A 24,633-nucleotide genomic window follows, 5' to 3' on the forward strand; every position below is an offset into this window, starting at 1 on the left:
CGATGATCCTTTTCATGGGCCCTAACCCGGCATTCCTTGTTCGCCCCGCGAAGCCCGCCCGCAGCGATCGCCGCTAACGCTTCAGCGCGATATCCGGCACATCCAGCTCCACCGAAAGCGCCAGGTGATCGGAGAACGCCGCCGGAAACGCCTGCATGTCGCGGCATCCCAACCCATCACTCACCAGGATGTGGTCGATCGCCTTCTGCGGCTTCCAGCTCGGGAAGGTGTGCACCATGCACGACGGCGGCTGCAGCCGGGTCTGGCGGAACAGGTTCGCCATCTCGGGGCGGTCGACGGTGCAGTTGAAGTCGCCCATCAGCACCGCGTGCGGGGTGTCGGACAGCAGTTCGGCGATGAAGGACAGCTGCGAGGCGCGCGACTGCGCGCCCAGAGAGAGATGGGCCACGGCGATCGTCAGGCCGTCGTCGCCTTCGCCGAAGCGGGCCACCAGCACGCCGCGGCCGGCGATGCGGCCGGGCAGGGCGTGGACGGCGATGTCCAGGGGTTCGAACTTGCTGAGCAGGCCGTTGGCGCTGGAGGCGAACTGGCCCACGCGGCGGTTGGGCTGGTGGGTCCAGTAGTCGAAGCCGCCGCGTTCGGCCAGGTAGTGCGTCTGGTTGGTGAAGCCCGAGCGCCAGCTGCCGGGGTCGGCTTCCTGCAGGCCGACGATGTCGTGGCGGCCGGCCAGCTTGGCGATGGCGTCGAGCATGCCGCGCTTGTTGCCCATCGGCAGCACGTGCGACCAGCTGCGGGTGGCGTAGTCGCTGTAGCGGCGGGTGCTCGAACCGGCCTGGATGTTGGCGCTGAGCAGCTTCAGCCGCTGCGCGGCGCCATCGGCGTCGGCAGCGGCTGCGGGCGCGGTCGTGTCCGGCTGCGCCATGGCTTGGCTGTCAGTGCGTGCCACCGGCCTGCGCGGCTGCGCGCTCCTGCGCGATCAGCTGGTCGGTGATGCGCAGCACATCTTCCAGGCTGCGGCCGCGCACGCGGTACTTGCCGTTCACGATCACGGTCGGGGTGGCGTCCACGCCGCTGCGCACGATGAACTGCTTGGTGCGCGCGATCTTGGCCTTCACCGCGAAGCTGTCGATGGTGCCCTTGAGCTGGCCGGCGTCGGCACCGTTCTTCGCCATGACCGCGATGATGTCGTCGGCGCTGGCGTTCGGGCGCAGGCTGTGCTGGATGTGCATGGCGTTGAACAGGGGGGTGTGCACGCGGTCGATCACGCCCACGGACTCGGCGGCGAAGAAGGCCTTGGGGAAGTTGTCCTGGTCGTGGAACACGGCCGGAAGCATGGTGAAGCGCACGTCGGACGGCAGGCGCTTCTTCCAGGCGCCGACCAGCGGGTCGAAGGCCGCGCAGTGGCCGCAGGAGTAGGCGAACACTTCGACCACTTCGATCTTGCCGTCCAGCGGCGCGAAGGGCTGGCCGCCCTGGATCTCGACGTAGTCGGTGCCGGGCACCAGCGCCGGGCCGCGCTGGGCGGCCTGAGCTGCGGCGGCGACCGCGGCGTCGGCGGCAGGGTCGGCCGCGGCTTCGGCCGGGGCGGCGGGCGCGGCTTCGCTGGTGCCGGCGGCATCAGCACCGGCCTCGATCGCGGGCGCACCCTCAACCGCGGGCTCGTCGCCCACCGGCGCCGCGGCTTCGGCCGGGGCGGTGGCCGCGGGAGCCTGGGTGGCGTCGGACGTCGAGGGGGTTTCGCCGCCACCGCAGGCGGCGAGCAGGACGCTCAGGAGCAGAGGGGCGAACAGGCGCTTGGTCATGGTCTGGACTCGTGTGTTGCGGATGCGGGAATCAGTGGCCGGCCGCGGCGCGCTCGCGCGCGACCAGCAGGTCGGTGATGCGGAGCATGTCGCTGTAGCTGCGGCCGAGCGCGCGGTAGCGACCGTTCACAATGATGGTCGGTGTTCCCTGAATGCCGGCGTTGACGATGAACTCGCGGGCGGCGGCCATGCGCGCATCGGTCTCCGGGGATCGCATGGCGGCCAGCACCTGGTCGCGGTCGGCGCCAAGGCCGGCGTACAGCGCGGCGTATTCGGCCATCGAGGCGCCCCGCGCGGGCAGCGACTGCTCGGCATGGATGGCGCGGAAGGTGGCGTCGTGCGTCCGGTCCAGCACGCCCAGCGACTCCGCGGCGAAGTATGCGCGGGCGGCGGCGTCGTCCAGCGTGAAGGCGGCCGGCAGGTAGCGGAAGGCGACGTCGGCGGGCTGCCTGCGCTGCCAGGCGCTGATCAGGGGCTGGAGGTTGTTGCAGTGGTGGCACCAGTAGGCGAAGACCTCCACCACCTCGATCTTGCCCGGCTCCGCCTTCAGCGGCTGTCCGTCGGCGACGGTGACGTAGTCGCGGCCTTCGACCAGGCCTTCGCTGGCGTGCGCCGTGGCCGCTGGCAGCGCGGCGGCCATCGCGGCGAAGGCGAGGGCGAACAGGGCGGGGAACAGGCGCTGGATCATCGGCATCGGGACTCGCTTCAGAAAAAAGCGCCGGCACAGGGGCCTGGCCGGCGCTGGGTCTCACGCATTGTGCATGCCGCCGGCCGGCAGCTGCCGGAACAACGTCACGGCGCCTGCTGGAGGTCCGTCGCGGCGGCGTCGGTCGGTTCGGTGCCCTCGGCGGCATCGGTCGCGCCTTCTTCGGCCCCGGCGTCCGCCGGGGCGGCCTCGGCGGGCGCCTGCGCCGGCATCTTCGCGATCGCGGCCAGGGTGGCGGCGTCGGGGCGGGCGTGCAGGCCCTGCATGTAGCTCGACAGCGCGCCGATCTCTTCGTCGGTCAGCTGGCGGGCGACCGCGGCCATGATCTCGAACATGCCGCCGTCGCGCTCGTTGGTGGTGCCGGCGCGGTATTCCTCCAGGCGGCGGGCGGTGTACCAGGACTGCTGGCCGCCCACGTGAGGGTAGGCCGGTCCCGGGTTGCCGGCGCCCGAGGGGCCGTGGCAGGCCATGCAGGCCGGGATGCCGCGCTCGAAGTCGCCGCGGCGGAACAGCTGCTGGCCGATCTCGTAGAACTTCATGCCCTGGTAGGGGCCTTCGGCGACCAGCGAGTCGTCGGCGATGCCGGCCGAGGACGCCTGGGAGGCGAAGTGCGCGCCCACGTCGCGCATGTCCTGCGGCGAAAGCATCGCGGCGAAGGGCTGCATGATCGCGTTGGCGCGCTCGCCGCTCTTGAACAGCGCCAGCTGGTGGGCGATGTACCGCTCGCTCTGGCCGCCGATGTTCGGGTAGATCTCGGGGATGGTGCCCTTGCCGTCCAGGCCGTGGCAGGCCGCGCAGGTACCGGCCAGGGTGGCGCCGTTCTGGGCGTTGCCGGGCTTGGCCTTGGCCAGTTCGGTGACCGCGTCGACGGACTCCAGCGGCAGGGTCTCGACCGGCTCGGCCTCCTCCAGCGGGGCGACCGTGGTCTGGGCGAAGGCGACTGCGCCGACCGCGAGGGCGGCGAATCCGGCGAGGAGGTAGCTGCGGGCGTGACGCATCTGGCTGGACTCCGGGGATCGGGACACCGGGCCCCGGGTAGGGGCTCGGTCGCAAGGCCCGTCATTATCCGGTCGCCGGCTCGAAGCGGTCAAACCCGCCCTGCCGGGCGTCCCGTGCGATCCTGTGCGCCATGGCCAATCCCCTTGCCCGCGCCCAGTACACGCTGGCGGCGCACCTTCCCCGCCAGCTGCCGCCCGACGGCGGCTTCGAGGTGGCCTTCGCCGGCCGCTCCAACGCCGGAAAATCCAGCGCACTCAACGCCCTGTGCCAGCAGAACGCGCTGGCGCGGGTGTCCAAGACGCCCGGGCGGACCCAGCAGCTGGTGTATTTCGGGCTGCCGCAGTACCCCGACCGCTTCCTGGTCGACCTGCCCGGCTACGGCTACGCCAAGGTGCCGCAGGATCTGCGCGCGCACTGGCAGGCCTTCCTCGACAACTATTTCCGCACCCGGATCGCCCTGCGCGGGCTGGTGGTGGTGATGGACATCCGCCATCCGCTGAAGGACTACGACCGGCACATGCTGGGCTACACCGTGGAGCGCGGGCTGCCGGCGCATGCGCTGCTGACCAAGGCCGACAAGCTGTCGCGCAGCGCCGCCGGCAACGTGGTGCAGGCGGTGAAGCGCGACCTGGCCAAGAGCTTCGGCGACGCGGTCAGCGTGCAGTCGTTCTCCGGCGAATCGAAGCTCGGGGTCGAGCAGGCCCGCGAGGTGATCTGCGGCTGGCTGGAGATCGCGCCGGACTGAGCCGGGCGGGCGCCTCCAGGCCGGGCGATTGCGCCGATGGCGGCGACGCTGCAATCCGGGGGCGGGGCCGGTCGCGGCGGCGGCGCGGGATATAGTGGCGCCCCGTGGGCCGCGTCGCGACCGCGGGCCCTCCAAACCGCCCCGGCGAGCCATCCCACGTGTCCAGCCCCAGCACCCGCAACGACGCTCCGATCCGCTCGCGCGACGAACTCGTCGCCTACATCGCCGCCGGTTCGAAGCCGAGCACCGACTGGCGCATCGGCACCGAACACGAGAAGTTCGGCTTCCGCCTGGACGACCTGCGGCCGCCGGCCTACGAGGGCGAGCGCGGCATCGGCGCCCTGCTCGACGGCCTGGCCCGCTACGGCTGGACGCGCGTGGAGGAGCACGGGAAGGTGGTCGCGCTGCTGAAGGACGGCGCCTCGGTCACGCTCGAACCCGCCGGCCAGCTGGAACTCTCCGGCGCGCCGCTGGAATCCATCCACGACACCTGCCGCGAAGTGGGCAGCCACCTGTTCGAGGTCAAGGCCGTGGCCGACGAGCTGCGCCTGGGCTTCCTCGGCATGGGCTTCCAGCCGAAGTGGGCGCGCGCGGACATGCCCTGGATGCCCAAGGACCGCTACCGGATCATGCGCGCCTACATGCCGAAGGTCGGCGACCTTGGCCTGGACATGATGACCCGCACCTGCACGGTGCAGGTCAACCTGGACTTCGCCGACGAGGCGGACATGGTGAAGAAGTTCCGCGTCTCGCTGGCGCTGCAGCCGATCGCCACCGCGCTGTTCGCGGATTCGCCGTTCACCGAAGGCAAGCCCAACGGGTATCTCAGCTGGCGCTCGCACATCTGGACCGACACCGATCCCGACCGCACCGGCATGCTCGACTTCGTGTTCGCCGACGGCTTCGGCTTCGAGCGTTACGTCGACTACCTGCTCGACGTGCCGATGTACTTCAGCTACCGCGACGGCGTGTACCACGACGCCAGCGGCCAGAGCTTCCGCGACTTCATGGACGGCCGCCTGCCGGCGCTGCCCGGCGCGCTGCCGACGATGCAGGACTGGTCCGACCACATGACCACCGCCTTCCCGGAAGTACGCATGAAGAAGTACCTGGAGATGCGCGGCGCCGACGGCGGCCCCTGGAACCGCATCTGCGCGCTGCCCGCGTTCTGGGTCGGCCTGCTGTACGACGATGCCGCGCTGGACGCCGCCTGGGACCTGGTGAAGGACTTCAGCCTGGAGGAACGCCACGCCCTGCGCGATGGCGTGCCGAAGCAGGCCCTGAAGCTGCCGTTCCGCGACGGCACCGTGCGCGACCTCGCCCTGCGCGCGCTGGAGATCTCCGCCGCCGGCCTCGCCCGCCGCGACCGCCGCAACGACCAGGACCAGGACGAACGCCACTTCCTCGCCCCGCTGATCGAATTCGCCCAGGCCAACGAAACCCCGGCCGAACGCAAGCTCGCCCTGTACCACGGCGAGTGGGGCGGCGACATTGATCGCGTGTTCCGCGAGTTCGCGTACTGAGGAAAAGCACAAGCGCTTTTGCCACGGATTTACGCGGATTACGCGGATCTGGCCGAGGCTGGGATCGATACCACGCCCTGCACCGGCTTCACTCTTCCAGATGGGCTTGGGGCGAACTATCCCGGATGAGTTCTGACCCACAATCTCGCCTCGGCCAGATCCGCGTAATCCGCGTAAATCCGTGGCGAAAAATCATCTCTCAACGCACCACGGTGTAGCCTTCGGCGCATGAGCATTCCTTCCGACAGTCGTGACGGGCCGCTGCGAGAGCAGCTCGAATTCGCCGATACCGATGCTCTGCTGCGCGATGACGTGCGGCGGCTCGGGGCGATGGTGGGGGAGATGCTGGCGGAGCAGGTGTCGCCGGCGCTGCTGGAGCAGGTGGAGGCGGTGCGGCGGGCGGCGATCGCGCGGCGCGAGAGCGGGGAGCCGGTGGATGCGCTGGCCGCGGAACTGGCGCGGGTCTCGCCGGGGAATGCCGATGCGCTGGTGCGGGCGTTTTCGGCCTGGTTCGGCGCCATCAACCTGGCCGAGCGCGTGCATCGCATCCGCCGCCGGCGCGACCACCAGCGCAGCGACGAAGGCCCGCAGCCCGGCGGGCTGGAAGCATCGCTGACCGCGCTGCATGCCGAAGGTGTGACCATCGACGAGCTGCAGGCCCTGCTGCCGCGGCTGTGGGTGGAGCCGGTGTTCACAGCGCATCCCACCGAGGCCGTGCGCCGCGCGCTCTTGGCGAAGGAAGCGGTGATCGTGGAGCGCCTGGTCGCCGACATCGACCGCACGCGCACGCCCGACGAGCGCCTGAGCGACGAGTCGCGCATCCGCCAGGCCCTGGCCACCACCTGGCAGACCTCCGAAGCACCGCCGCTGAAGCCGACGGTGACCGACGAGGTCGACCACATCGGCCACTACCTGGGCGTGCTGTTCCGGGTGCTGCCGGCGTTCTACGAAGTTTTCGCCGACGCGGTCGAGGCGGCCTGGGGCGAGCGCGTCGAGCTGCCCGACATGCTGCGCTTCGGCACCTGGGTGGGCGGCGACATGGACGGAAATCCCAACGTCGGCGCCGCGACCATCGAAGCCGCACTGGCCGCACAGCGCGCGCAGGTGCTGGGGCATTACCGCGCGGAAGTCGCCGCGCTGGGCCAGGTGCTGACGCAGACGGTGGACCGCGCCGGCGTCGATGCCGCGATCCTGGAGCGCCTGGCCTCGTACAAGGCCGCGATGCCCGAAGCGGCGGCTCAGCTGCGCGCGCGGCAGGCGGACATGCCCTACCGCCAGCTGCTGGAACTGATGTCGGCGCGGCTGCTGGCGACGGCCGGAGAGGGCGCGCAACCCGGCACCGACGTTGATGTCGTCGATGCCAATGGGCCGGCGTCGTCGTCCGCGGCCTACGCCGGCGCCGGCGACTTTCTCGCCGATCTCGACCTGATCGATGCCAGCCTCGCCCGCCATCGTGGCGAGCACGCCGGCCGCTTCGCGCTGCGACGCCTGCGCCGGCGGGTGACGGGCTTCGGTTTCCATCTCGCCGCGCTCGACCTTCGGCAGGATTCGGCGATGCACGATGCCGCGCTGGCTGCGCTCGAAGGCGTTGGTGACTGGGCGGCGCAGCCGCTGGAGGAGCGACTGTCCCGCCTGCACGCGCTGATCGGATCGGCACGGCCTCGCGTGCCCGATGCCGCCGCCGCCGCCTCCACGCTCGAGGTCTTCCGCACGGTGAAGTCCGCGCGCGGGCGCTACGGCGAAAACGCCTTCGGACCCTACATCGTCAGCATGAGCCGCAGCGCCGCCGATGCGCTGGCGGTGCTGGCGCTGGCGCGCATCGCCGGCTGCGTGGAGCAGGCGGACGGCGGCGCCGAAGCCGGTGGCGCGCATGTGGGCGCCGGCGAAGTGCCGCTCGATGTCGCGCCGCTGTTCGAAACCGTCGACGACCTCGACGCCGCCGCCGGCGTGATGCGCGCGCTGTTCGACGATCCCGTCTATCGCCGCCACGTCGCGGCGCGCGGCGACCGCCAGGTCGTGATGCTCGGCTACTCCGACAGCGCCAAGGACAGCGGACTGCTGGCCTCGCGCTGGGCGCTGCAGCGGGCCCAGGTCGACCTGATGCGGCTGGCGCACGAGGCCGGGGTGCGCCTGGTGTTCTTCCATGGCCGCGGTGGTTCGGTCAGCCGCGGCGGCGGCAAGACCGGGCGCGCGATCATCGCCGCGCCGCGCGGTACCGTCGACGGCCGCCTGCGGGTGACCGAGCAGGGCGAGGTGATCCATCGCAAGTACGGCATCCGCGCACTGGCGCTGCGCAACCTGGAGCAGACCACCGGCGCGGTGCTGCGCGCCAGCCTGCGGCCGCGGCCACCGGAGCCGCGCGTGCGCGCCTGGCGCGCCGCCGCCGATGCGCTGGCCGCCGACTCGCGCGCGCACTATCGCGCCCTGGTCCACGAGGATCCCGGCTTCGACGCCTACTTCCGCGCGGCGACGCCGGTGGACGTGATCGAGCGCCTGCAGATCGGCTCCCGTCCCTCGCGGCGGCGCGACGGCGGCATCGCCAACCTGCGCGCGATTCCCTGGGTGTTCGCCTGGTCGCAGAACCGCTCCGGCCTGACCGGCTGGTACGGCGTCGGGCACGCGCTGGAGGCCGGCATCGCCCGGTACGGCCTGGACGCGATGGCCGGGATGGCGCGCGACTGGCCCTTCTTCGCCGCCATGCTCGACGACGTCGAGATGCTGCTGGCCAAGTCCGACCTCGCCATCTTCGAGCGCTACTCGCGCCTGGCGGGCGATGCGCACGATGCGTTCTTCCCCGGCATCGCCGCCGAGTTCGCGCGCACCCGCGACGCGATCCTCGCGATCAAGGGCGAGGACGAGCTGCTGGCCAACGACTACCGCCTGCGCCTGTCGATCCGCCTGCGCAATCCCTACGTCGATCCGATCAGCCTGCTGCAGGTGGAGCTGCTGCGCCGCTGGCGCGAGGGCGGCCGCGAGGAGGGCGAGCTGCAGCGCGCCCTGTTCGCGACCGTCAACGGGATCGCGGCCGGTATCCAGAACACGGGCTGATCCGGCGCCGCGCGGAGGTGTCCCGTGATCGCTGCGCAGCGTCATGCGCGACGACGTTCCAGCAGGTAACGTGATCCTCCCGCCCCCCCGGAGCCAGCCATGGCCAGCAGCGACCCCGTCTTCCACACCAACCCGATGTCGCGCGGCCGGATCGTGCGCTGGATGCTTGAGGAACTCGGCATCGAATACACCACCGTGGTGCAGGACTACGGCACGGGCATGAAGTCGCCCGAGTACCTTGCCATCAATCCGATGGGCAAGGTGCCAGCGCTGGAGCACCGCGGCGTGGTGATCACCGAGGCCGCGGCGATCTGCGCCTACCTCGCCGATGCCTTCCCGCAGGCCGGGCTCGCACCCGCCGCCGACGATCCGCTGCGCGGGCCCTACCTGCGCTGGATGTTCTTCGCCGCCGGCCCGGTGGAGGCCGCGGTGACCGCGAACTCGCTGGGGCTGCTGCCGCCGGCGGAGAAGGCCGGCTTCGTCGGCTACGGCAGCTTCGAGCAGACCATGGACGCGCTGGAGCAGGCCGCTGCCTCGGCCTCGCCCTGGCTGCTGGGCGACCACTTCAGCGCCGCGGACGTCTACGTCGGCAGTCAGGTCGATTTCGGCCTGGCCTTCAAGTCGATCCCCGAGCGTCCCGCATTCACTGCCTGGGCCGAGCGCCTGCGCGCGCGCGAGGCCTACCAGCGTGCGCGGGCCAAGGACGACGCGCTGATGCCGGCGAAGGACTGAGGCCGCGGCGATGGGCGGCGGCGCAGCAGCGAAGGTGGATGCCGGCGGCCAGGTGGTCGCCGCCCTCGATGCCTCCCTGTACACGCAGGGCGTCTGCCGCTATGCGTCGTGGGCGGCGCATCGCCTGGCCGCGCCGCTGGCCTGCCTGCACGTGGTTGAAGGCCGCGGCCGCCGCAATGGTGATGGCTCGCTGGCCGATGTCGCGCTGGATGCCGCGGCAGCGCTGCTCGACGAGGCGGAGCTGCTCGAGGCGGTCGGGAAGCTCGGGGGGGATGCGCGCGGGCAGCTGCTGCTGCAGCAGGCGGCGGCGCTGGCGACGCGGAGCTGCGAGGTTCCGGTGCGCGCGCTGCTGGGCCACGGCCCGCTGGTCGGCGCGCTCTCGACCCTGGCGCCGGAGGCGGCGCTGTTCGTCATGGGGCGCCGCGGCGAGCAGTCCGAATTCGAGAAGACGCGCATGGGCAGCCAGGTCGAGCGCGTGGTGCGCGACATCGGCCGTCCGCTGCTGGTGGCCCCGCGCGGCTTCACCGACGTGCGCCGGGTGCTGGTGGCCTTCGATGGCAGCGAGAGCGGGCGCAGGCGTCTGGAGTGGGTGGCGCAAAGCCCCCTGTTCGCCGGCCTCGACATCCGCCTGGTGACGGTGGGCGACGATGCCGCGCGCCCCGCGCTGGAGCAGGCGCTGCGGATGCTCACCGATGCCGGCGCACAGGCCTCGGGGCGGGTGGTGCATGGCGACCCGCAGGAGGTGATCGGCCTGCATGCCGATGCCATTCGCGCCGACCTGCTGGTGATCGGCGCCTACGGCCGCTCGCGCATCCACCAGCTGATCATGGGCAGCACCACCTCGACCCTGCTGCGGAGCATCCGCATTCCGGTACTGCTGCTGCACTGAGGCGGGGACATGCGGCCTCCGCAATGGCGTTGCCACGGGCGCATCGATACATTGCCGTGAACGTATCGAGAGGTGCCCGCCATGCCTGTCCGTCCAAGCCTGCTCCTGTCCATCCTGCTCGCGGCCTCCGCCGCCGTCGCTGCCGATGCGCCGGCCGCCGTGGACGCGCTGCCGCGGGAGTGCGGCGCTTTCGCCTGGGACGTGTCGAACGAGCTTGCGGTGCTGCAGTCGCCGTCCACCGCCGGCGTAGCCGGCATGGGCGGCGACGCCGACGCCGTGCGCATCGAGCTGGACACCCGCTACGACATGCGCCTGCATCCCCAGGGCGCAGTGACGCTGGCCGCGCGCCCGGCCAAGGCGCCGGCCGATGATGCGGTCGCGGGCCTGCTCGTGTTCCAGGTGCCGGTGGACGGCCGCTACCGGGTCTCGCTCGACACCGCGCACTGGGTCGATGTGGTCGATGGCGGAGAGATCGTGGCCTCGACGGGCCACGAGGGGCGGCACGGGTGTCCGCTGCTGCGCAAGGTCGTCGAGTTCGATCTGGCCGCTGGCCGTGACCTGGTGCTGCAGGTGCTGGGTGGAGCGGGAAGCGAAACGAGCGTTCTGATCACTGCTGCCGGCGGGCAGTGAACAGCGCCGCCCCGTTCTGCATACCTGCCGGCTACTGCGCCTTTTCCCAGGATGCCACCGGTCCCGGCACGGCATGGAACAGCGGATGCAGTTCCGGGTGGCGCACGCTGGCCCATTGCTCGAAGAGCGCCGGATTGCGCGAAGCGAGCTTGCGCTGCAGGTGTTCCCACTCGCGTTCGACCTGGCCGGCCGTGACCGCGATCGCGATGACCTGGCGCACCGGCCCGATCTTCGAGCGGTCGAAGCGGTATCCGCGGGACGTGGCATCGTCGTGTACTGCCGCGAGGTAGGCGTTGATCGCCGAGCGGGGATGCGGGTGCATGTTGAAGCGCTCGAGCTGCGGGTGGCGGCGATAGCCGGTGGTCTCGCCGCGCAGCACCGCTTTCGCCAGCAGCGCCTCGCGCCACAGCGCGACCAGGCCCGGCGGGTCAAGGTAGCGCGGATGCAGGGACCAGAGGCGCAAGTTCAGACTCCGGTTGCAACCGCGGCCAGCGCGTCGACATCCGCGGCCACGATCAGGCCGAGGTGCCGTGTGATCGCCTCCACCGGCCAGTCCCACCAGGCCAGTGATTCCAGTCGCGCGATCGTCTCCGGGTCGAAGCGCTGGCGGATGGGCCTGGCCGGATTGCCGCCGACGATGGTGTAGGCGGGCACGTCCGAGGTGACCACCGAGCGCGCCGAGACGATCGCACCGTTGCCGATCCGGACGCCCGGCATCACCAGCGCCTCGTAGCCGATCCACACGTCGTTGCCGATCACGGTGTCGCCCTTGTACGGCAGGTCGCCGGCTTCTGGCATCACCTTCTCCCAGCCGTTGCCGAAGATCTGGAAGGGATAGGTCGAGATGCCAGACAGCTTGTGGTTGGCGCCGTTCATGATGAACTTCACGCCGCGCGCGATCGCGCAGAACTTCCCGATCACCAGCCGGTCGCCGATGAAGGGAAAGTGGTAAAGGACGTTGCGTTCGAAGCCTTCGGAATCCTCCGGGTCGTCGTAGTAGGTGTACTCGCCGACGATGATGTCCGGATTGCGCACGGTGTTGCGGATGAAGCACACCTGCGGGAAGCCCTCCATCGGATGGGGGTTGCCTGGGTCGGGTCCGTTCAAGCTTGCGTCCTCCGGGGCTTGCGCGGCTTCTTCGGCCGGGGTTCGGGCATCAGCGCGGCGGTTTCAAGAAGCAGCCGGCGCAGCGCATCGGCATCATCGAGCAGTTCATCGGCCACCGGGTAGTCCTTCGCGCCGGGATACGGCGGCCGCTGCGGCAGGTCGGGGGCCAGCTTCTTTGCAGCGGAGGACGGTTTGACGAACAGACTATTGTCGCAGGCGAAGGCCACGACCTTGCCGTCCACGTAGAACGCGTACTCGCCGAACATCTTCCTGCGCGTCAGCCGTTCGCCGAGCCCGGCCTGCTCGGCGACGTAGTCGATGAAGTCCTGGTCGGTGGCCATGTGCTCCGGTCCTGCTGCCTGCGGTTTTGAAGTCTGTTTCACGCCGGGTTGCCACGCTGGAGTCGGATTCCCCGGAGCAAGCCCATGAAACGCTTCCTGCTGTCGACAGTATTGACCCTTTCCTCGATCGTTTTCCTGGCCGCGCCAGCGGCCGCCGCCGACAAGGTGCTGATCGTCGTCAGCGGCGAAGGCCGCGACGGCGGCAAGGCGCGGCCGGGCTACGAGTTCGACGAGCTTTCGCAGGCCTGGCTGGTGTTCACGGCCAACGGCCTGGAGGTCGATGTCGCCAGCCCGCGCGGTGGCGCCGTCGAGGCCGACAGGTACGACCCCGCCGACCCGTTCAATGCCGCCCTGCTGGCCGACGAGGCGGCCATGCGGACGCTGGCGGACACCCGCGCCACGGCCGACCTCGAGGCCGGCGACTATGCGGCGGTCTACGTGGTCGGCGGCAAGGGCGCGATGTTCGACCTGCCGTTCGATCCGGCCCTGCAGCGGCTGCTGGCCGATGCCTGGGAGGCCGGAGCGGTCGTGGCCGCGGTCTGCCACGGACCGGCGGCGCTGGCGGAGGTGCGTCTTTCCGACGGCTCGCGGCTGGTCGAGGGCCGTGCGCTGACCGGCTTCAGTAACGAAGAAGAGGCGATCTTCGGCAAGAAGTGGGCGAAGGAGTTCCCGTGGCACCTGGAAACCGCCCTGCGCGAGCGCGGCGCGCGATGGAGCAATGCGCCGCTGATGATGCCCCACCTCGTGGTCGACGGCCGTCTGGTCACGGGGCAGAACCCTTACTCCACCGTGCTGGTGGCCGAGGCCATCGTCCGCGGCACCGGCCGCACGCCGGTGGCCCGCGAGCCATGGCGCGACGAGGCGACCATCGCACTGGCGGAGCAGCTTCACGCCGGCGATGCCCAGGGCGCGGCGCGCAAGCTTGCCGCCGCACCCGGGCAGTACCACGTGGAACTGCTCGGCGCGCTGGGCTATTACCAGGGCATTGCGGCCACCACTCCGGAGGGCTGGCGGAGGGCGCTTCAGGTGGTCGAGCTCGCGCTGCCGTACTTCCAGGACCCGCAGATGAAGGTGGCCGCCGCCGGCCTGCACGTGAAGCTCGGGCAGCAGGCGCAGGCGCGTGCCCTGTTACTGCAGGCACTGGAGGCGAAGCCTGGCCTGGAGCAGGCTGAGGAACTGCTTCGACAGATCGATGGCTGAGCAATGAAGGCGAAGACGCTGCGCGTGCTGGTGATCGAGGACAACCGCGCGCTGTGCGCGAACCTCGAAGCGCTGTTCGTCCGTGCCGGCTTCGATGCGAGCTTCGCGGGCGACGGTCTGGCGGGGTTGGCGATGGCGCTGGAAGAGCCCTTCGACGTGGTCGTGCTGGACCTGGGCCTGCCGGGTCTCGGCGGCCTGCAGGTCTGCGAGCGGCTGCGTGCCCGCGCCGACCGGCACGTTCCGATCCTGATGCTGACCGCGCGCGATGCGCTGGAGGACAAGCTGCAGGGCTTCGGGTCGGGCGCGGACGACTACCTGGTGAAGCCCTTTTCGGGCGACGAACTGGTCGCCCGCTGCCTGGCGCTGTCGCACCGCCATCTCGCCGGCCAACGGCACGTGCTGCGGATCGGCAGCCTGGAGATCGACCGCAAGTGCGGTGAAGTGCGGCGCGACGGCCGGCGCATCGAGCTGCACAGGACCAGTCATCGCATCCTGCTGGCGCTGGCCGAGGCCTGGCCGCGGACGCTGACCCGCAGCGAAATCATCCAGCGGCTCTGGGGCGACGATCCACCCGGCTCCGATCCCCTGCGTTCGCACCTGTACCTGCTGCGCCAGGCCCTGGACAGACCCTTCGATACGCCGATGCTCAAGACCGTGCATGGCGTAGGTTTCCGGCTGGAGGCCGACGCATGACCGGCGGGACCGCTGCGCCAAGGCACCGCCTGCGCAACCGGTTGATGCTCGCGTTCGCGGCGTTCACCCTGGCGGTGACTGCGCTGTTCGGCCTCTATGCGGTCGTCTTCGCCTACACGGTCGAGGACATGTTCTTCAACGCGATGCTGGAGCGCGAGGCCGAGGTGCAACTCCGGCACCGCACCGGTTCCGGCATCTGGGCCACGCCGCGTGAATCATGGATGCGCGTCGTCGAGGACGCCGATGGACTGCCGGCCGGGATCGCGGCGACGCTGCGCGCCGAGCCCCGTCGTACCGAGTTCGCGGGAGCCGACGGCGACCACTACCACCTGCGCGCGCTGGACGCGCCGGACGCGAGTGCCTGGCTGGTCGCCGAAGTCAGCGGACAGCTGGTGGTGCGGCCGCAGCGCAACGCGTTGCTGCGACTGCTGGCCTGGTCGGGCGTGGCCATGGCGGCACTGGCGCTGGTGCTGGGCTGGTGGCTTGCGCGCCGCACGACCGCGCCGCTGTCGCGGCTGGCGGGGCTGATGGCGGACACCGCGCCCGACCGGCTGCCCGCGGCGTTCGCGTCCGAGTTCCGCGACGACGAGGTCGGCCTGCTCGCGAGGCGGCTCGAGGACCTGGTCGCGCGCATCCGCGCCTTCGTCGCCCGCGAGCGCGAGTTCACGCGCGATGCCAGCCATGAACTGCGCACGCCGCTGGCCGTGATCCGTGGATCGACCGAGCGCCTGGCGACCGATCCTGCGCTGTCCGCGGAGGCGCGCCACAGCCTGGCCCATATCCGGCAGTCCGCAGCCTCCCTGGAGCAGACCGTCGATGCGCTGCTGTCGCTGGCGCGGGAGGAAGCGCTTCCGGGCAGCGGCACGTCGACGGGCGTGCTTGCGCTGCTGGAGCGCGTCGTCGTCGACCAGTCGCCGCTGCTCGAAGGCAAGGACATCACCGTGGACATCGACGTGCCGGCCGACGCGGTGATGGCGCTCCCGGCGCCAGCATTGAACATCCTGCTGTCCAACCTGGTGGGCAACGCCTTCGCCCACACCCGTGAAGGGCTGATCTCGATCCAGGCGCACGGCGGGCACCTGTGGATCCGCAATCCCGGCGCGGGCGTCCGCGCAGCCGACCTGCAGCCCTTTGCCAAGGCCGAGGCAAGCACCGGTTTCGGGCTGGGGCTTTCGATCGCGGGGCGGCTTTGCGAGCGGTACGGGATCGATCTGGTGATCGAGGAGGTCGAGCCGGGCCACATGGTGGCCAGACTGCCGCTGCTGGACCGACACAGGGCCTGACCGAATGATCGACGCCGCGAAAGCGGTCACTGCGTGGCAGTGACCGCCTCCCTCGCGCGTCAAAGGAAGCGGGAGCGCAACTTCTCCCACAGCCGCCGGCGCGCCTGGTAGACGCTGACTCCCAGCAGCAGCGCCGCCAGCCAGATCGTGCCCTCGGTGGTGACGGCGGCCAGGGTGGCCAGGATGAGCATCGTCCCGGTGCCGGCATCCAGCAAGAAGCCCAGGACCAGCGCGAGCCACGACAGCAGGGACGCGACAGCGGACAGGACGATCCATCTCCACTTGCGGCGGTGGGCAGGCTGCGACTCCGCCGCCGGGGAAGTCGCGGTGGCCGCGATGGTTCTGGTGGTCACGGGAGCACTCATTCCGCACCTCCCCGGCTCGCCGGCAGCATGGCGTCGGGCAGCGGTGAACTGCGTGTCTCCACCGCGCCGATGTTGGACACGATCCACCAGCGCTCGCCGTCATTGAGCAACTGGAAGTGGTTCAGTCCGCGCATCAGCGGTTGTTCATCACTGCGGCGCAGTCTGACCTCGAAGCTGCTCATGACCGAGGCCAGCAGGCCGTGCTGCTCGACCTTCGTCACCAGTGGAAGCTCGTGGAAGCCGGTCGCGCCGTACGCGCTCTCGGTCTGCGCGATCAGCTCTTCGGTGTCCATGCCCATGATGCCGGTGGCGATGCTGGAATCCACCGCCATCGACATGCGGGCACCACCCAGGAACAGGGCGCGATAGCGGTCCCAGTCACGCTTGGCGCCGGCGTCGGCGGAGATGGTTTCGTACAGGGCGTGGACGATGGCCTCGGGCGTTTCCCAGTCGCTGGGGCCAGCATGGACGCTGGTGGCGAGCCCCAGGGTCAGGCCTGCGGCCAGCAGGGTGCGGGTGGCGAGGTATCGGCAGGTGTGCTTCATGGTCATTCTCCCTTGAGTCGATTCAATGCATCGGTCGTGAGCAACGCGCCATCCAGCACGACGGCGTGGATGCCACGGGTATGCCGGATGTCGTCCAGCGGGTTGGCGTCGAGCACCAGCAGGTCAGCGTTGAAGCCGGGGGCAACGCGCCCCAGGCGCTCGCTGGCGCCCAGGGCATCGGCGGCGTTGCGGGTGGCGGCCAGCAGCAGCTGCGCGGTGGGCACGCCGGCTTCGGACAGCAGCTGCAGTTCGCGGTGCAGGCTGATGCCCGGCGCGATCCACGGGTTGCTCATGTCGGTGCCCAGCGTCATGCGGGCATCGGTGGCGTGCAGGCGCACGGCCATGCGCTGCACCTTCGGCCAAACCGCGCGGGCGCGCTCGAAGTCGCCGGCCTCCCAGCCAATGGCAAAGGTGAACCATTCGTTCCAGTGCGCCAGCAGGCGCGGGTGGGCGTAGCGGCGGGCATCGTCCTTGTACGGGTTGTCCTGGTCCTGGACGAAGGCGGCGTGGAAGGCGACCAGGGTGGCGTCGAACACCGGACGGTGTTGTTCGTAGGCCGCGACCACGCGGTCAGCCTGTGGGCCATCGGGATCGAAGTGTTCCCACCACTCGAAGAACGAGTACGTGCCACCGCGTGCCGTGGCCTGCCAGGCCGCGCGCTGCTCCGCGGTCAGCAGGTCCGGGCTCAGGGGCATCAGGTGCACGATCCCGTCCAGCCCCATGGCCAATGCGTCGGTCCAGGCAATGCTTTCCAGGTGGGCGACGGCGAGGCGGCCATGGCCGTGTGCGGCATCGATGCCGGCCTGCAGCAGTTCCGGTGAGAGGCCGGTGTAGAGCTTGATCCAGTCGGCACCGGCCTCGACCTGCGCGCGGACCACCTGCTCCATGGCCTCGGCACTGTGTGCCGCGGTGGACAGACCTGCCAGGTCGGCGTTGTTGATCACCGGGCCGGCATTGAAGGCTTCGGGACCCACCAGTTCTCCAGCGGCCAGGCGCGCCTTGTAGCGGCTGGCGGCTTCCAGGTCGCCGCCCGGGTTGCGCACGGTGGTGACGCCGAATGCCACCAGGCGCCGGGCGTTGTGTTCGGCAATGTCATCGTCGGGCAGGGCCTGCATCACCGCCTGGCCGCGTTCGCGCTTGATCTCGAGCGGCCCCAGGGTGAGGTGCGCGTGCATATCGATCAGGCCCGGCATCAGGTAGCGGCCCTGCAGGTCCACAGTGCGGGCGCCGCGCCGGCATGCGGCATCGCCCGCCGGGGTGATGCCGGTGATGCGGTCACCCTGCACGCGCACGCAGCTGGGCGCGGTGACGCGGTTGTGTTCGGCCTCGACGATGTGCACATTGTCGAGCGCCAACATGCTGTCGGTGGGCCGGGCGTTTGCCAGCGCGGGAACCAGTGCGCACGCCAGGGTGGATGGGAGCAGCAGTCTTGCCAGGATGGAGCGTCGCATCGTCGATGCTTCCTTTCGAGTGGGTCTGTCTCTCAAGTCAGCTGGAACGGCGGATTTCTTACGAAAAGAAACAATTTCCAGAGGTGTAAGAAACGCGCCCCGGGCGACGACTGAAGGTTGATGGCCGCCCTGTAGTTGGCCTCTGGCACACCTGCACACGAACCGCATGCATCCACATTGGCCCCAGGTACAGACCTTCCACCCTCAGCTGTGGCGTGCGGTATGCGGCTATGAGCTCAATCCCGCGATGCGCGAGGAGTTGCTGCAGGAGGTGCTGCTCGCCATCTGGCAGAGCCTGCCCCGGCTGCGCGATCCGGACCTGTTGTTGCCGTTCGTGCTGCGGATTGCCCACAACCTGGGTGCCAGCCATGTGCGCGCGGAGACGCGAATGCCATCACCGGTTCCATTCGACGACACCCTGCACGACGTGGCTGACCCGGCCACGACGAATGCCTGCGCCCGCACGCAATGGTTGTTCGAGGCGCTGGCCACCCTGCCACTGAGCCTGCGCCAGGTGCTGATGCTGCAGTTGGAAGGGTTCGACTACCAGGAGATCGCCGACATGCTGGGAATCAGTGTCGAGAACGTGGGCGTGCGCCTGCATCGCGCCCGTGGGCGCCTGAAGGCGCTGTCCAGAGAGGAGGCTGCGCGATGAACTTCGACGAACTGCTGAAGGACGCGTGGCAGGGCGAAACGCATTCGACCGATCACCGGGAGCTGACGCGTCGCATCCGCAGGCGCCAGTGGCGGCTGCGCCTGCTGCGCGCCGTGGAAGTGGCGTTGACCGTGATGGCGGTGCTGGTGTTCGGGCGGGCGCTGCTGAGCGGGCGCCTCGACCCTGCGCACTGGCTGTTGATGCCCTTCTTCGTGGTCTTCCTGCCGATGGCGTGGGCCACCGTGCAGCGCGCGCCGCGACAGCACGCGACCGCGAGCACCAGCAGCTACGCGCGGCTCAGGCTCGCCCAGCTCCGCGCCGGCCTGCGTGACCTGTGGCTGGCCCGGACCACGGCGTGGTGGCTGCTGGGGTATGCGGTCGTGGCCAACGTGGGTGTGTGGCTGTTGGCTGGCGGGCCATGGCGCGAAGCGGGGCTGGCCCTGCTGGTGGTGGCGGTTGCATCCGTGGGCGTGACGGCGTGGGTGAACCGTACGCTGCGCCAGCGCTGGCTGCGGGAATATCGAGCGGTCAAGCGGCTGGTCCCGGGCTGACGGGCAGATCCGGTCCTCTGGAGGCGCTCGTGGTTGCCAACGCGCTTGCACTTCTTGAGCGACCGTGGCGTACGCTCCTATTGCGAGCGTTCCGTTTTCCGCTCGTCCTGCGCCTCCAGGATCCTCGGCAGGCTTCCCTCGATCCAGTCCGCCAGCGCCCGCACTTTTTTTGCCGCCTCCCGGCCCAGCGGCGTCAGCCGGTATTCCACGTGCGGCGGCACCACGTCGTACGCGATCCGGTCGACCAGGCCGTCGCCCTCCAGCCACTGCAGGGTCTGCGCCAGCATCCGTTCGCTGACGCCGTCGATGGCGCGGCGCAGTTCGCTGAAGCGGTGGACGCGGGTCTCCAGCACGACCAGCACCAGCACGCCCCAGCGGCTGGTGACGTGCTTGAGCACCTCGCGCGAGGGGCAGGCGGCCGCCAGGAGTTTGCCCCGGCGCATGCGGCCGAGCAGGGTGGGGTCCTTGTCGATGGCTGGGGTGCCTGAGGCCTTTGCACTTACTTTCATGTGCGTACTTCCTAAAAGTTAGTGGCAATCCTACACTGGCCGCATTCCCCCCACAACGGAGCGAATCCCCATGAAAATCGCAGTCACCGGCGCCACCGGCCAGCTTGGCCGCCTGCTCATCGAGCGCCTGCGCGGCAAGGTGCCGGCCACCGACATCGTCGCCCTGGCCCGCACGCCCGCGAAGGCCGCCGACCTCTGCGTGGAGGTGCGCGAAGCCGACTACACGCGCCCGGAAACCCTGGACAAGGCGCTGGCCGGCATCGACACCCTGATGCTGATTTCCGGCAGCGAGGTCGGGCAGCGGGAAGCCCAGCACCGCAACCTCATCGAGGCCGCGAAGCAGGCCGGCGTCCGCCGCGTGGTCTACACCAGCCTGCTGCACGCGGACACTTCGACCCTTGGGCTGGCGCCCGAGCACGTCGCCACCGAGGCCATGCTCCGCGAGTCCGGGCTGGCCACCACCGTGCTGCGCAACGGCTGGTACACCGAGAACTACACCGCCGGCGCCGCCGTCGCGGTGGCCAACGGCGCCCTGATCGGCAGCGCGGGGCAGGGACGGATCGCTTCGGCCACGCGCGCCGACTACGCCGATGCCGCGGTGACCGTGCTGACCACGCCCGGCCACGACGGCAAGGTTTACGAGCTGGCCGGCGATACCGCCTACACGCTGGCCGATCTCGCCGCGGAGATCTCGCGCCAGTCCCGCAAGGACGTGCCCTACGTCGACCTGCCGCCCGCCGAGTACACCGCGGCGCTGGTCGCGGCGGGCGTGCCCGCACCGTGGCCGGACGCGCTGCCGGCGCTCGATGTCGAAGCCGGCAAGGGCGCGCTGTTCGATGATGGCCGCGCGTTGTCGAAGCTGATCGGGCGGCCGACCACCTCGCTCGCGGACGCCGTGTCCGCAGCGCTCACGTAACGGCGGACTGTCCTCAAGACCCTGCACGCGCGTGCCGCAGACCCCCGACGCATGCGGAACACTCCTGTTCCGGCGCGGAGCGGGTGGGTCGGTTCCGCGCCGATAAAATCGTCCTTCTGAAGCACTGGGGCCAACGATGACGACAGACACATACAAGGTGCAGAAGCTGCAGCATCCCATCCGCACGCGGCGCCTGGAGGTCAGGCGCGTGGTGGAGCTGGGCCCGTCGATGCGGCGCATCACCCTGGGCGGGGACGCGCTGGCCGGCTTCGTCTCGGCCTCGTTCGATGACCACGTCAAGCTGATCGTTCCGGAGGCCGCGGGCGGCGAGCCCAACGTGCCGACGCTGGGCCCTGATGGCCTGGTGTTCGAGGAAGGCACGGCGAAGCCCGCGATGCGCGACTACACGCCGCGCCGCTACGACCCGGACGCGAACGAGCTCGACATCGATTTCGTGCTCGGCCACGCCGGTCCGGCAACCGCATGGGCCACGGATGCCGCACCGGGCCACCCGATCGGCATCGCCGGGCCGCGCGGTTCATCCGTGGTGCCGACCGCGTTCGACTGGCATGTGCTGATCGGCGACGAGACCGCGATCCCGGCGATCGGGCGCAGGCTGGAGGAGCTGCCCGCTTCGGCGCAGGCCATCGTCATCATCAGGACGCTGGCCGGAGACGGGAGGATCGAGTTGCACGGCGAGTGCCAGAGCGAGGTCCGCTGGGTGGTCGGTGGACCGGGCGAGGTGGATACCGGCGAAGGCGTGCTGCTGTCCGCGGTCCGCGAGCTCGCGCTGCCAGACGAGGGCGAAGGCTATGTCTGGGCCGCCGGCGAGTACAGCGAGATCCGCGCCGTGCGGCGCCACCTGGCCGATGTGCTGGGCGTCGACAAGAGCCGCATCCGCGCGGCCAGCTACTGGCGCCGCGAGGCGGCCAACGCGCACGAGCGCTTCGACTGATCCAGCCCGTTGATGCAGGTGCGGCGCATGGAATACTGGTCGGCGGCACAGTGCGTCGCGAAGCCGCGGGACGGATCGGAGGGCGCGCGGAATTGAGCGGAATTCACGGTGGTGACGGGCGGAAGAACTGGTTCGAGGAAGGTGGGCAGGGCTATGCGAAGTTCCGGCCCGACTATCCGCCGGAGCTTGCCGCTCATCTGGCCGGACTGTGCGGACGGCGGCGACTGGCCATCGACGTGGGCTGCGGCACCGGACAGCTGACCACGCTGCTTGCACCCCATTTCGATGAGGTGATCGGACTGGACCCGAGCGCGGACCAGGTCGCGAATGCGCGCGCGGCCGATCGGGCCCGGTATCTGGTGTCGCCCGCCGAGCGGCTGCCGCTGCCCGATGGCAGCGTGGACCTGGTTGCCGTGGCGCAGGCCGCGCACTGGTTCGATCTGCCGGCGTTCTACGCGGAAGCCCGCCGCGTCGCAGCGCCCGATGCCGTCCTGGCCCTGGTCAGCTACGGCGTTGCACGTCTGGAACCGGAGCTTGACGAGCGCTTCCAGCGCTTCTACTGGAAGGAAATCGGCCCGTTCTGGCCGCCCGAGCGCAGCCTCGTGGACGGCGGGTACGCGGACCTGGATTTCCCGTTCGAGGAGCTGGCGCCTGCGCAGCTGGAGATCCGCAAGGCGTGGAGCCTGCCGCAGTTCCTGGGCTACGTCGCGACCTGGTCGGCGGTGCGCAGGGCGAGGGCGGCCGGGCGGGAGCAGATCGTGCAGCGGTTCGTGCAGGACCTGGCCGGGCTGTGGGGAGAGGCACGGGGCAGGCGCCCGGTGACGTGGCCGATCAACATGCGCGTGGGACGCGTCCTGCCGAGCTAGCCGGGCTGTCCGTCTTCCGCAGGCAGGTCAACAAGGCGCGGCGCTGGCGGCCGAGCCGATCGCATTGAGCACGGCGTTCACGATCCGGGTGGTGATGCGCCCCCGGTTCAGCACGATGTCGCACAGGAATCCGAACACCAGCGCCAGGTAGGCCACGTAAGCCAGGCCGACGTAGTCACCGTGGATGATGGTCATCAGCCAGTTCTGCTTGAAGACGTAGAAGTACGCGCATGCCAGCGTCGAAATCACCAGGAGCAGGCACGGGACGAACAGCTGCATGGTGGCGCCCGGCTTCAGGAACGCGGCCGCGACGAGCAGCAGGAACATGGCCGCGCTCGAGCCGGAGAAGATGCGGATGTCGCGCTTGAGGTCGGCGACGACCTCGACGTAGGTGGAATGGATGAGCGCCGTGATGCGCTCGTTGGCCCGTTCGAGCGCGTGGATCTGCATGGTCGTTCCCTGCCGGATCCGTTCGGCCCAGAGGGTCCTGCAATCGCAGTCCGGATCGCGGATCGTGGCAATGGCCGCCCCCATGCGCTGATGTGCATTGCGCCGAAGCAATTCCCTGTAGCGTTCGATGTCCGCTTCGTTCCTCGCATACACGTGGGCGGCCATGCGCGAGAGCGCACCCTCGCCCGCGGGCGGCTGGACCGAGTCGATCTTCCGGTCGACCCGTGTCGCGACTTCCCGCTCGATGTAGCCGGCGGCGAACGACTCGACCCATGCGGGTGTGTGGAACGTCAGGAAGAAGGTGAAGCCGAACAGGGCGGCGCCCAGCAGTCCCGCAAGCAGGAGAATGGCCTTGCGCGTGCGATGCGGCTTCATTCCGGGCATTCCCTGTCCTGGCGCGTGATGTTACGGCGTTTCCGGCCCGGTTCGCCGCATGGCGTCGCGGAACAGCCACAGCATCGCGCGCCGGTAAGCGTCGCCGATGCTGGCGGCGTGGGTGCCTTCGGGCAGGACCACCAGCTCGATGTCCCACGGCGCGTCGGGCCGCTGCTGCCAGGTCGCCGACCATTCGGCCGCGTGCCGGACTCGCGCCGCCGTGTCCCGCGCGCCGCTGGCGACGACGAGCTGCAGGTCGTCGCGCCGGTGCGTGGCAGGCGCGCCGAACAGCTGTTCGCGCGCGGGTCCGGGCGAGGGGTTGCTGGCGATCCGGCTCCAGAACAGGTCCGGGTCGCGGATCGCGGACCAGAGCACGAAGTATCCGGCCCGCGACTGGCCGACGAGCACGCGGCGCTCGGGATCGGCGTGGTAGCGGCGCTCCACTTCCGGCAACAGCTGTTCGCGCAGGAAGCGGTGGTGGGCTTCGGCGCCACCCTGGTCGGGCGCGGTGTCGGCGCCGACGGCGGTGAAGTCGAGGTTGCGTCTGTTGACGGACGGATCGAAGCCGCCGTAGGCGAGGCCGACGATGATCGCTTCGGGCAGGCCTTCGTCGTAGCCGAGGAACAGATGGGTCGGTGCCAGCAGGGGGAACAGGCTGTCGCCGTCGAGCAGGTAGACCACGGGATACGTGCGGTCGTCCGCGGCGTCGTAGCCCTCGGGCAGGCTCACATAAGCGTGGTGGGTGCGGCCGCTGTCGCGCGAGACCAGCGGGAAGTAGTCGCCGGCCAGCGCCGGAAGGTATTCCAGCGGCACGGAGTCCGCCGGTGTCTTCTGCCCGGCCGGCATCGGGACACCCGCGCGCGGGCCTGCGGCCACGGGTCCGGAGGGAGGGTCCTGCAGGCTCGCGCAGCCATGCAAGCAGGCCGTGAGCAGCAGGGTCGCGGACAGGATCCAGGTGCGCGTCATGGCGGGAGTCTAGCGCCCGGCAACCCCTGGCGTCGCACGGGCGTCGGGATGGCCGTATACTATCCCCCCCTATAGTTCCAAGCGCCCGCCATGCCGCACTCGCCTGAGGAAAAGAAGAAGGTCCTCGCCCGCGTCCGCCGCATCCGCGGGCAGTGCGACGCGCTCGACCGCGCGCTGGAGGCCGGCGCCGACTGCGCGCCGGTGCTGCAGCAGATCGCGGCCATCCGCGGCGCGGTCAACGGGCTGATGAGCGAGGTGCTGGAATCGCACCTGCGCGAGCAGTTCGGGCACGCCGCGCACACTGACGCCGAGCGCGCGGAGCGCGTCGCCGAAATGACCGGGCTGATCCGCTCCTATCTCAAGTAGGTCG

General features: G+C 70.2%; 28 protein-coding genes. 15 read left to right on the plus strand and 13 right to left on the minus strand.

Annotated elements, in window-relative coordinates; translation table 11 throughout:
- Positions 1–73 precede the first annotated feature (73 nt).
- From E2170_RS00950 to E2170_RS00965, 4 genes are all read right to left on the minus strand, one after another.
- Complete coding sequence (locus E2170_RS00950) at positions 74–814, minus strand: endonuclease/exonuclease/phosphatase family protein (protein WP_132999947.1); 741 nt, start codon at positions 812–814, stop codon at positions 74–76.
- Between the two features lie 79 nt (positions 815–893).
- A complete protein-coding gene (locus E2170_RS00955; RefSeq protein WP_132998785.1) occupies positions 894–1,763 on the minus strand; it encodes a thiol:disulfide interchange protein DsbA/DsbL in 870 nt (289 codons plus the stop codon).
- Positions 1,764–1,794: 31 nt separating this feature from the next.
- Positions 1,795–2,457 (minus strand): thiol:disulfide interchange protein DsbA/DsbL, encoded by a 663-nt coding sequence (locus E2170_RS00960; RefSeq protein WP_132998786.1) that lies wholly within the window; start codon positions 2,455–2,457, stop codon positions 1,795–1,797.
- A gap of 98 nt (positions 2,458–2,555) precedes the next feature.
- Complete coding sequence (locus E2170_RS00965; RefSeq protein WP_132998787.1) at positions 2,556–3,467, minus strand: c-type cytochrome; 912 nt, start codon at positions 3,465–3,467, stop codon at positions 2,556–2,558.
- A 131-nt stretch (positions 3,468–3,598) separates the two neighbouring features.
- On the opposite strand from E2170_RS00965, the gene yihA reads away from it, so the two are divergent.
- The 6 genes from yihA (at position 3,599) to E2170_RS00995 (ending at position 11,035) form a co-directional block, all read left to right on the plus strand.
- Positions 3,599–4,213 carry a ribosome biogenesis GTP-binding protein YihA/YsxC gene (gene yihA, locus E2170_RS00970; RefSeq protein ID WP_132998788.1) on the plus strand — a complete coding sequence of 205 codons (615 nt, stop codon included), beginning with the start codon at positions 3,599–3,601 and terminating at the stop codon, positions 4,211–4,213.
- A 158-nt stretch (positions 4,214–4,371) separates the two neighbouring features.
- Positions 4,372–5,736: a glutamate--cysteine ligase gene (locus tag E2170_RS00975; protein WP_132998789.1), complete on the plus strand. Its 1,365-nt coding sequence runs from the start codon at positions 4,372–4,374 to the stop codon at positions 5,734–5,736.
- Between the two features lie 228 nt (positions 5,737–5,964).
- The gene (gene ppc, locus E2170_RS00980) at positions 5,965–8,784 is read left to right on the plus strand and encodes a phosphoenolpyruvate carboxylase (protein WP_132998790.1); all 2,820 of its coding nucleotides are present in this window, start codon (positions 5,965–5,967) and stop codon (positions 8,782–8,784) included.
- Between the two features lie 99 nt (positions 8,785–8,883).
- Positions 8,884–9,516: a glutathione S-transferase family protein gene (locus E2170_RS00985; RefSeq protein WP_132998791.1), complete on the plus strand. Its 633-nt coding sequence runs from the start codon at positions 8,884–8,886 to the stop codon at positions 9,514–9,516.
- Between the two features lie 10 nt (positions 9,517–9,526).
- Positions 9,527–10,405, plus strand: coding sequence for a universal stress protein (locus tag E2170_RS00990; RefSeq protein ID WP_132998792.1), 879 nt, complete (start codon positions 9,527–9,529; stop codon positions 10,403–10,405).
- A gap of 81 nt (positions 10,406–10,486) precedes the next feature.
- The gene (locus tag E2170_RS00995; protein WP_132998793.1) at positions 10,487–11,035 is read left to right on the plus strand and encodes a hypothetical protein; all 549 of its coding nucleotides are present in this window, start codon (positions 10,487–10,489) and stop codon (positions 11,033–11,035) included.
- 31 nt (positions 11,036–11,066) lie between these two features.
- Here E2170_RS00995 and E2170_RS01000 read toward each other — a convergent pair whose 3' ends face one another.
- Genes E2170_RS01000 through E2170_RS01010 form a run of 3 tightly spaced genes read right to left on the minus strand, consistent with a single transcriptional unit; the run spans position 11,067 to position 12,483 of the window.
- Positions 11,067–11,498, minus strand: coding sequence for a pyrimidine dimer DNA glycosylase/endonuclease V (locus tag E2170_RS01000; protein ID WP_132998794.1), 432 nt, complete (start codon positions 11,496–11,498; stop codon positions 11,067–11,069).
- A 2-nt stretch (positions 11,499–11,500) separates the two neighbouring features.
- Entirely contained in the window at positions 11,501–12,142 is a 642-nt protein-coding gene (locus tag E2170_RS01005; protein WP_132998795.1) for a Vat family streptogramin A O-acetyltransferase, read from the minus strand.
- Positions 12,139–12,483, minus strand: a complete 345-nt coding sequence (locus E2170_RS01010; protein WP_132998796.1) for a TfoX/Sxy family protein — start codon at positions 12,481–12,483, stop codon at positions 12,139–12,141. The genes E2170_RS01005 and E2170_RS01010 overlap by 4 nt, the downstream gene beginning before the upstream one ends.
- A gap of 84 nt (positions 12,484–12,567) precedes the next feature.
- Here E2170_RS01010 and E2170_RS01015 point away from each other — a divergent pair, with 84 nt between their 5' ends.
- Genes E2170_RS01015 through E2170_RS01025 form a run of 3 tightly spaced genes read left to right on the plus strand, consistent with a single transcriptional unit; the run spans position 12,568 to position 15,659 of the window.
- Positions 12,568–13,683: a type 1 glutamine amidotransferase domain-containing protein gene (locus E2170_RS01015; protein WP_132998797.1), complete on the plus strand. Its 1,116-nt coding sequence runs from the start codon at positions 12,568–12,570 to the stop codon at positions 13,681–13,683.
- 3 nt (positions 13,684–13,686) lie between these two features.
- Positions 13,687–14,376, plus strand: coding sequence for a response regulator transcription factor (locus tag E2170_RS01020; protein WP_132998798.1), 690 nt, complete (start codon positions 13,687–13,689; stop codon positions 14,374–14,376).
- On the plus strand, positions 14,373–15,659 hold the full coding sequence (locus tag E2170_RS01025; protein ID WP_132998799.1) for a sensor histidine kinase: 1,287 nt from the start codon (positions 14,373–14,375) through the stop codon (positions 15,657–15,659). Before E2170_RS01020 ends, E2170_RS01025 begins: the two co-directional genes overlap by 4 nt.
- 59 nt (positions 15,660–15,718) lie before the next feature.
- On the opposite strand, the gene E2170_RS01030 is transcribed toward E2170_RS01025, so the two are convergent.
- From E2170_RS01030 to E2170_RS01040, 3 genes are read right to left on the minus strand one after another with little or no spacing between them, the layout of a single operon-like run.
- The gene (locus E2170_RS01030) at positions 15,719–16,012 is read right to left on the minus strand and encodes a hypothetical protein (protein WP_132998800.1); all 294 of its coding nucleotides are present in this window, start codon (positions 16,010–16,012) and stop codon (positions 15,719–15,721) included.
- Positions 16,013–16,020: 8 nt separating this feature from the next.
- The gene (locus tag E2170_RS01035; protein WP_132998801.1) at positions 16,021–16,569 is read right to left on the minus strand and encodes a hypothetical protein; all 549 of its coding nucleotides are present in this window, start codon (positions 16,567–16,569) and stop codon (positions 16,021–16,023) included.
- 2 nt (positions 16,570–16,571) lie between these two features.
- A complete protein-coding gene (locus tag E2170_RS01040) occupies positions 16,572–18,020 on the minus strand; it encodes an amidohydrolase family protein (protein ID WP_165942119.1) in 1,449 nt (482 codons plus the stop codon).
- A gap of 166 nt (positions 18,021–18,186) precedes the next feature.
- Between E2170_RS01040 and E2170_RS01045 the strand changes: the two genes are divergently transcribed.
- Both E2170_RS01045 and E2170_RS01050 read left to right on the plus strand, forming a co-directional pair.
- Positions 18,187–18,675 carry a sigma-70 family RNA polymerase sigma factor gene (locus E2170_RS01045; protein WP_132998803.1) on the plus strand — a complete coding sequence of 163 codons (489 nt, stop codon included), beginning with the start codon at positions 18,187–18,189 and terminating at the stop codon, positions 18,673–18,675.
- Complete coding sequence (locus tag E2170_RS01050) at positions 18,672–19,226, plus strand: hypothetical protein (protein ID WP_132998804.1); 555 nt, start codon at positions 18,672–18,674, stop codon at positions 19,224–19,226. The genes E2170_RS01045 and E2170_RS01050 overlap by 4 nt, the downstream gene beginning before the upstream one ends.
- A 77-nt stretch (positions 19,227–19,303) precedes the next feature.
- Here E2170_RS01050 and E2170_RS01055 read toward each other — a convergent pair whose 3' ends face one another.
- On the minus strand, positions 19,304–19,735 hold the full coding sequence (locus E2170_RS01055; RefSeq protein ID WP_132998805.1) for a winged helix-turn-helix transcriptional regulator: 432 nt from the start codon (positions 19,733–19,735) through the stop codon (positions 19,304–19,306).
- 70 nt (positions 19,736–19,805) lie between these two features.
- Between E2170_RS01055 and E2170_RS01060 the strand changes: the two genes are divergently transcribed.
- The 3 genes from E2170_RS01060 to E2170_RS01070 all read left to right on the plus strand — a co-directional run bounded on the left by E2170_RS01060 (position 19,806) and on the right by E2170_RS01070 (position 22,472).
- Complete coding sequence (locus E2170_RS01060) at positions 19,806–20,651, plus strand: SDR family oxidoreductase (protein ID WP_132998806.1); 846 nt, start codon at positions 19,806–19,808, stop codon at positions 20,649–20,651.
- A gap of 136 nt (positions 20,652–20,787) precedes the next feature.
- Positions 20,788–21,606: a siderophore-interacting protein gene (locus E2170_RS01065; protein ID WP_132998807.1), complete on the plus strand. Its 819-nt coding sequence runs from the start codon at positions 20,788–20,790 to the stop codon at positions 21,604–21,606.
- A gap of 92 nt (positions 21,607–21,698) precedes the next feature.
- On the plus strand, positions 21,699–22,472 hold the full coding sequence (locus E2170_RS01070) for a class I SAM-dependent methyltransferase (protein WP_243708015.1): 774 nt from the start codon (positions 21,699–21,701) through the stop codon (positions 22,470–22,472).
- A 27-nt stretch (positions 22,473–22,499) separates the two neighbouring features.
- Here the strand turns inward: E2170_RS01070 and E2170_RS01075 are convergent, their stop codons facing one another.
- Together E2170_RS01075 and E2170_RS01080 are read right to left on the minus strand one after the other, a co-directional pair.
- Positions 22,500–23,297, minus strand: coding sequence for a hypothetical protein (locus E2170_RS01075; RefSeq protein WP_132998808.1), 798 nt, complete (start codon positions 23,295–23,297; stop codon positions 22,500–22,502).
- 30 nt (positions 23,298–23,327) lie between these two features.
- Positions 23,328–24,263 carry an alpha/beta hydrolase gene (locus E2170_RS01080; protein WP_132998809.1) on the minus strand — a complete coding sequence of 312 codons (936 nt, stop codon included), beginning with the start codon at positions 24,261–24,263 and terminating at the stop codon, positions 23,328–23,330.
- 90 nt (positions 24,264–24,353) lie between these two features.
- Here E2170_RS01080 and frmR point away from each other — a divergent pair, with 90 nt between their 5' ends.
- Positions 24,354–24,629, plus strand: coding sequence for a formaldehyde-responsive transcriptional repressor FrmR (gene frmR, locus E2170_RS01085; protein ID WP_132998810.1), 276 nt, complete (start codon positions 24,354–24,356; stop codon positions 24,627–24,629).
- Positions 24,630–24,633: the final 4 nt, after the last annotated feature.

Origin of the sequence: Luteimonas arsenica, from assembly GCF_004352825.1 — a bacterium.
GTDB lineage: Bacteria > Pseudomonadota > Gammaproteobacteria > Xanthomonadales > Xanthomonadaceae > Luteimonas > Luteimonas arsenica.

Excerpts from the sequence above, each read along its gene's own strand:
- E2170_RS00955 (WP_132998785.1), bottom strand. The coding sequence starts at position 1,763 with ATGACCAAGCGCCTGTTCGCCCCTCTGCTCCTGAGCGTCCTGCTCGCC.
- E2170_RS00960 (WP_132998786.1), bottom strand. The coding sequence starts at position 2,457 with ATGCCGATGATCCAGCGCCTGTTCCCCGCCCTGTTCGCCCTCGCCTTC.
- E2170_RS00965 (WP_132998787.1), bottom strand. The coding sequence starts at position 3,467 with ATGCGTCACGCCCGCAGCTACCTCCTCGCCGGATTCGCCGCCCTCGCG.
- yihA (WP_132998788.1), top strand. The coding sequence starts at position 3,599 with ATGGCCAATCCCCTTGCCCGCGCCCAGTACACGCTGGCGGCGCACCTT.
- ppc (WP_132998790.1), top strand. The coding sequence starts at position 5,965 with ATGAGCATTCCTTCCGACAGTCGTGACGGGCCGCTGCGAGAGCAGCTC.
- E2170_RS00985 (WP_132998791.1), top strand. The coding sequence starts at position 8,884 with ATGGCCAGCAGCGACCCCGTCTTCCACACCAACCCGATGTCGCGCGGC.
- E2170_RS00990 (WP_132998792.1), top strand. The coding sequence starts at position 9,527 with ATGGGCGGCGGCGCAGCAGCGAAGGTGGATGCCGGCGGCCAGGTGGTC.
- E2170_RS00995 (WP_132998793.1), top strand. The coding sequence starts at position 10,487 with ATGCCTGTCCGTCCAAGCCTGCTCCTGTCCATCCTGCTCGCGGCCTCC.
- E2170_RS01010 (WP_132998796.1), bottom strand. The coding sequence starts at position 12,483 with ATGGCCACCGACCAGGACTTCATCGACTACGTCGCCGAGCAGGCCGGG.
- E2170_RS01015 (WP_132998797.1), top strand. The coding sequence starts at position 12,568 with ATGAAACGCTTCCTGCTGTCGACAGTATTGACCCTTTCCTCGATCGTT.
- E2170_RS01020 (WP_132998798.1), top strand. The coding sequence starts at position 13,687 with ATGAAGGCGAAGACGCTGCGCGTGCTGGTGATCGAGGACAACCGCGCG.
- E2170_RS01025 (WP_132998799.1), top strand. The coding sequence starts at position 14,373 with ATGACCGGCGGGACCGCTGCGCCAAGGCACCGCCTGCGCAACCGGTTG.
- E2170_RS01035 (WP_132998801.1), bottom strand. The coding sequence starts at position 16,569 with ATGAAGCACACCTGCCGATACCTCGCCACCCGCACCCTGCTGGCCGCA.
- E2170_RS01040 (WP_165942119.1), bottom strand. The coding sequence starts at position 18,020 with ATGCGACGCTCCATCCTGGCAAGACTGCTGCTCCCATCCACCCTGGCG.
- E2170_RS01045 (WP_132998803.1), top strand. The coding sequence starts at position 18,187 with ATGCATCCACATTGGCCCCAGGTACAGACCTTCCACCCTCAGCTGTGG.
- E2170_RS01050 (WP_132998804.1), top strand. The coding sequence starts at position 18,672 with ATGAACTTCGACGAACTGCTGAAGGACGCGTGGCAGGGCGAAACGCAT.
- E2170_RS01055 (WP_132998805.1), bottom strand. The coding sequence starts at position 19,735 with ATGAAAGTAAGTGCAAAGGCCTCAGGCACCCCAGCCATCGACAAGGAC.
- E2170_RS01060 (WP_132998806.1), top strand. The coding sequence starts at position 19,806 with ATGAAAATCGCAGTCACCGGCGCCACCGGCCAGCTTGGCCGCCTGCTC.
- E2170_RS01065 (WP_132998807.1), top strand. The coding sequence starts at position 20,788 with ATGACGACAGACACATACAAGGTGCAGAAGCTGCAGCATCCCATCCGC.
- E2170_RS01075 (WP_132998808.1), bottom strand. The coding sequence starts at position 23,297 with ATGAAGCCGCATCGCACGCGCAAGGCCATTCTCCTGCTTGCGGGACTG.
- E2170_RS01080 (WP_132998809.1), bottom strand. The coding sequence starts at position 24,263 with ATGACGCGCACCTGGATCCTGTCCGCGACCCTGCTGCTCACGGCCTGC.
- frmR (WP_132998810.1), top strand. The coding sequence starts at position 24,354 with ATGCCGCACTCGCCTGAGGAAAAGAAGAAGGTCCTCGCCCGCGTCCGC.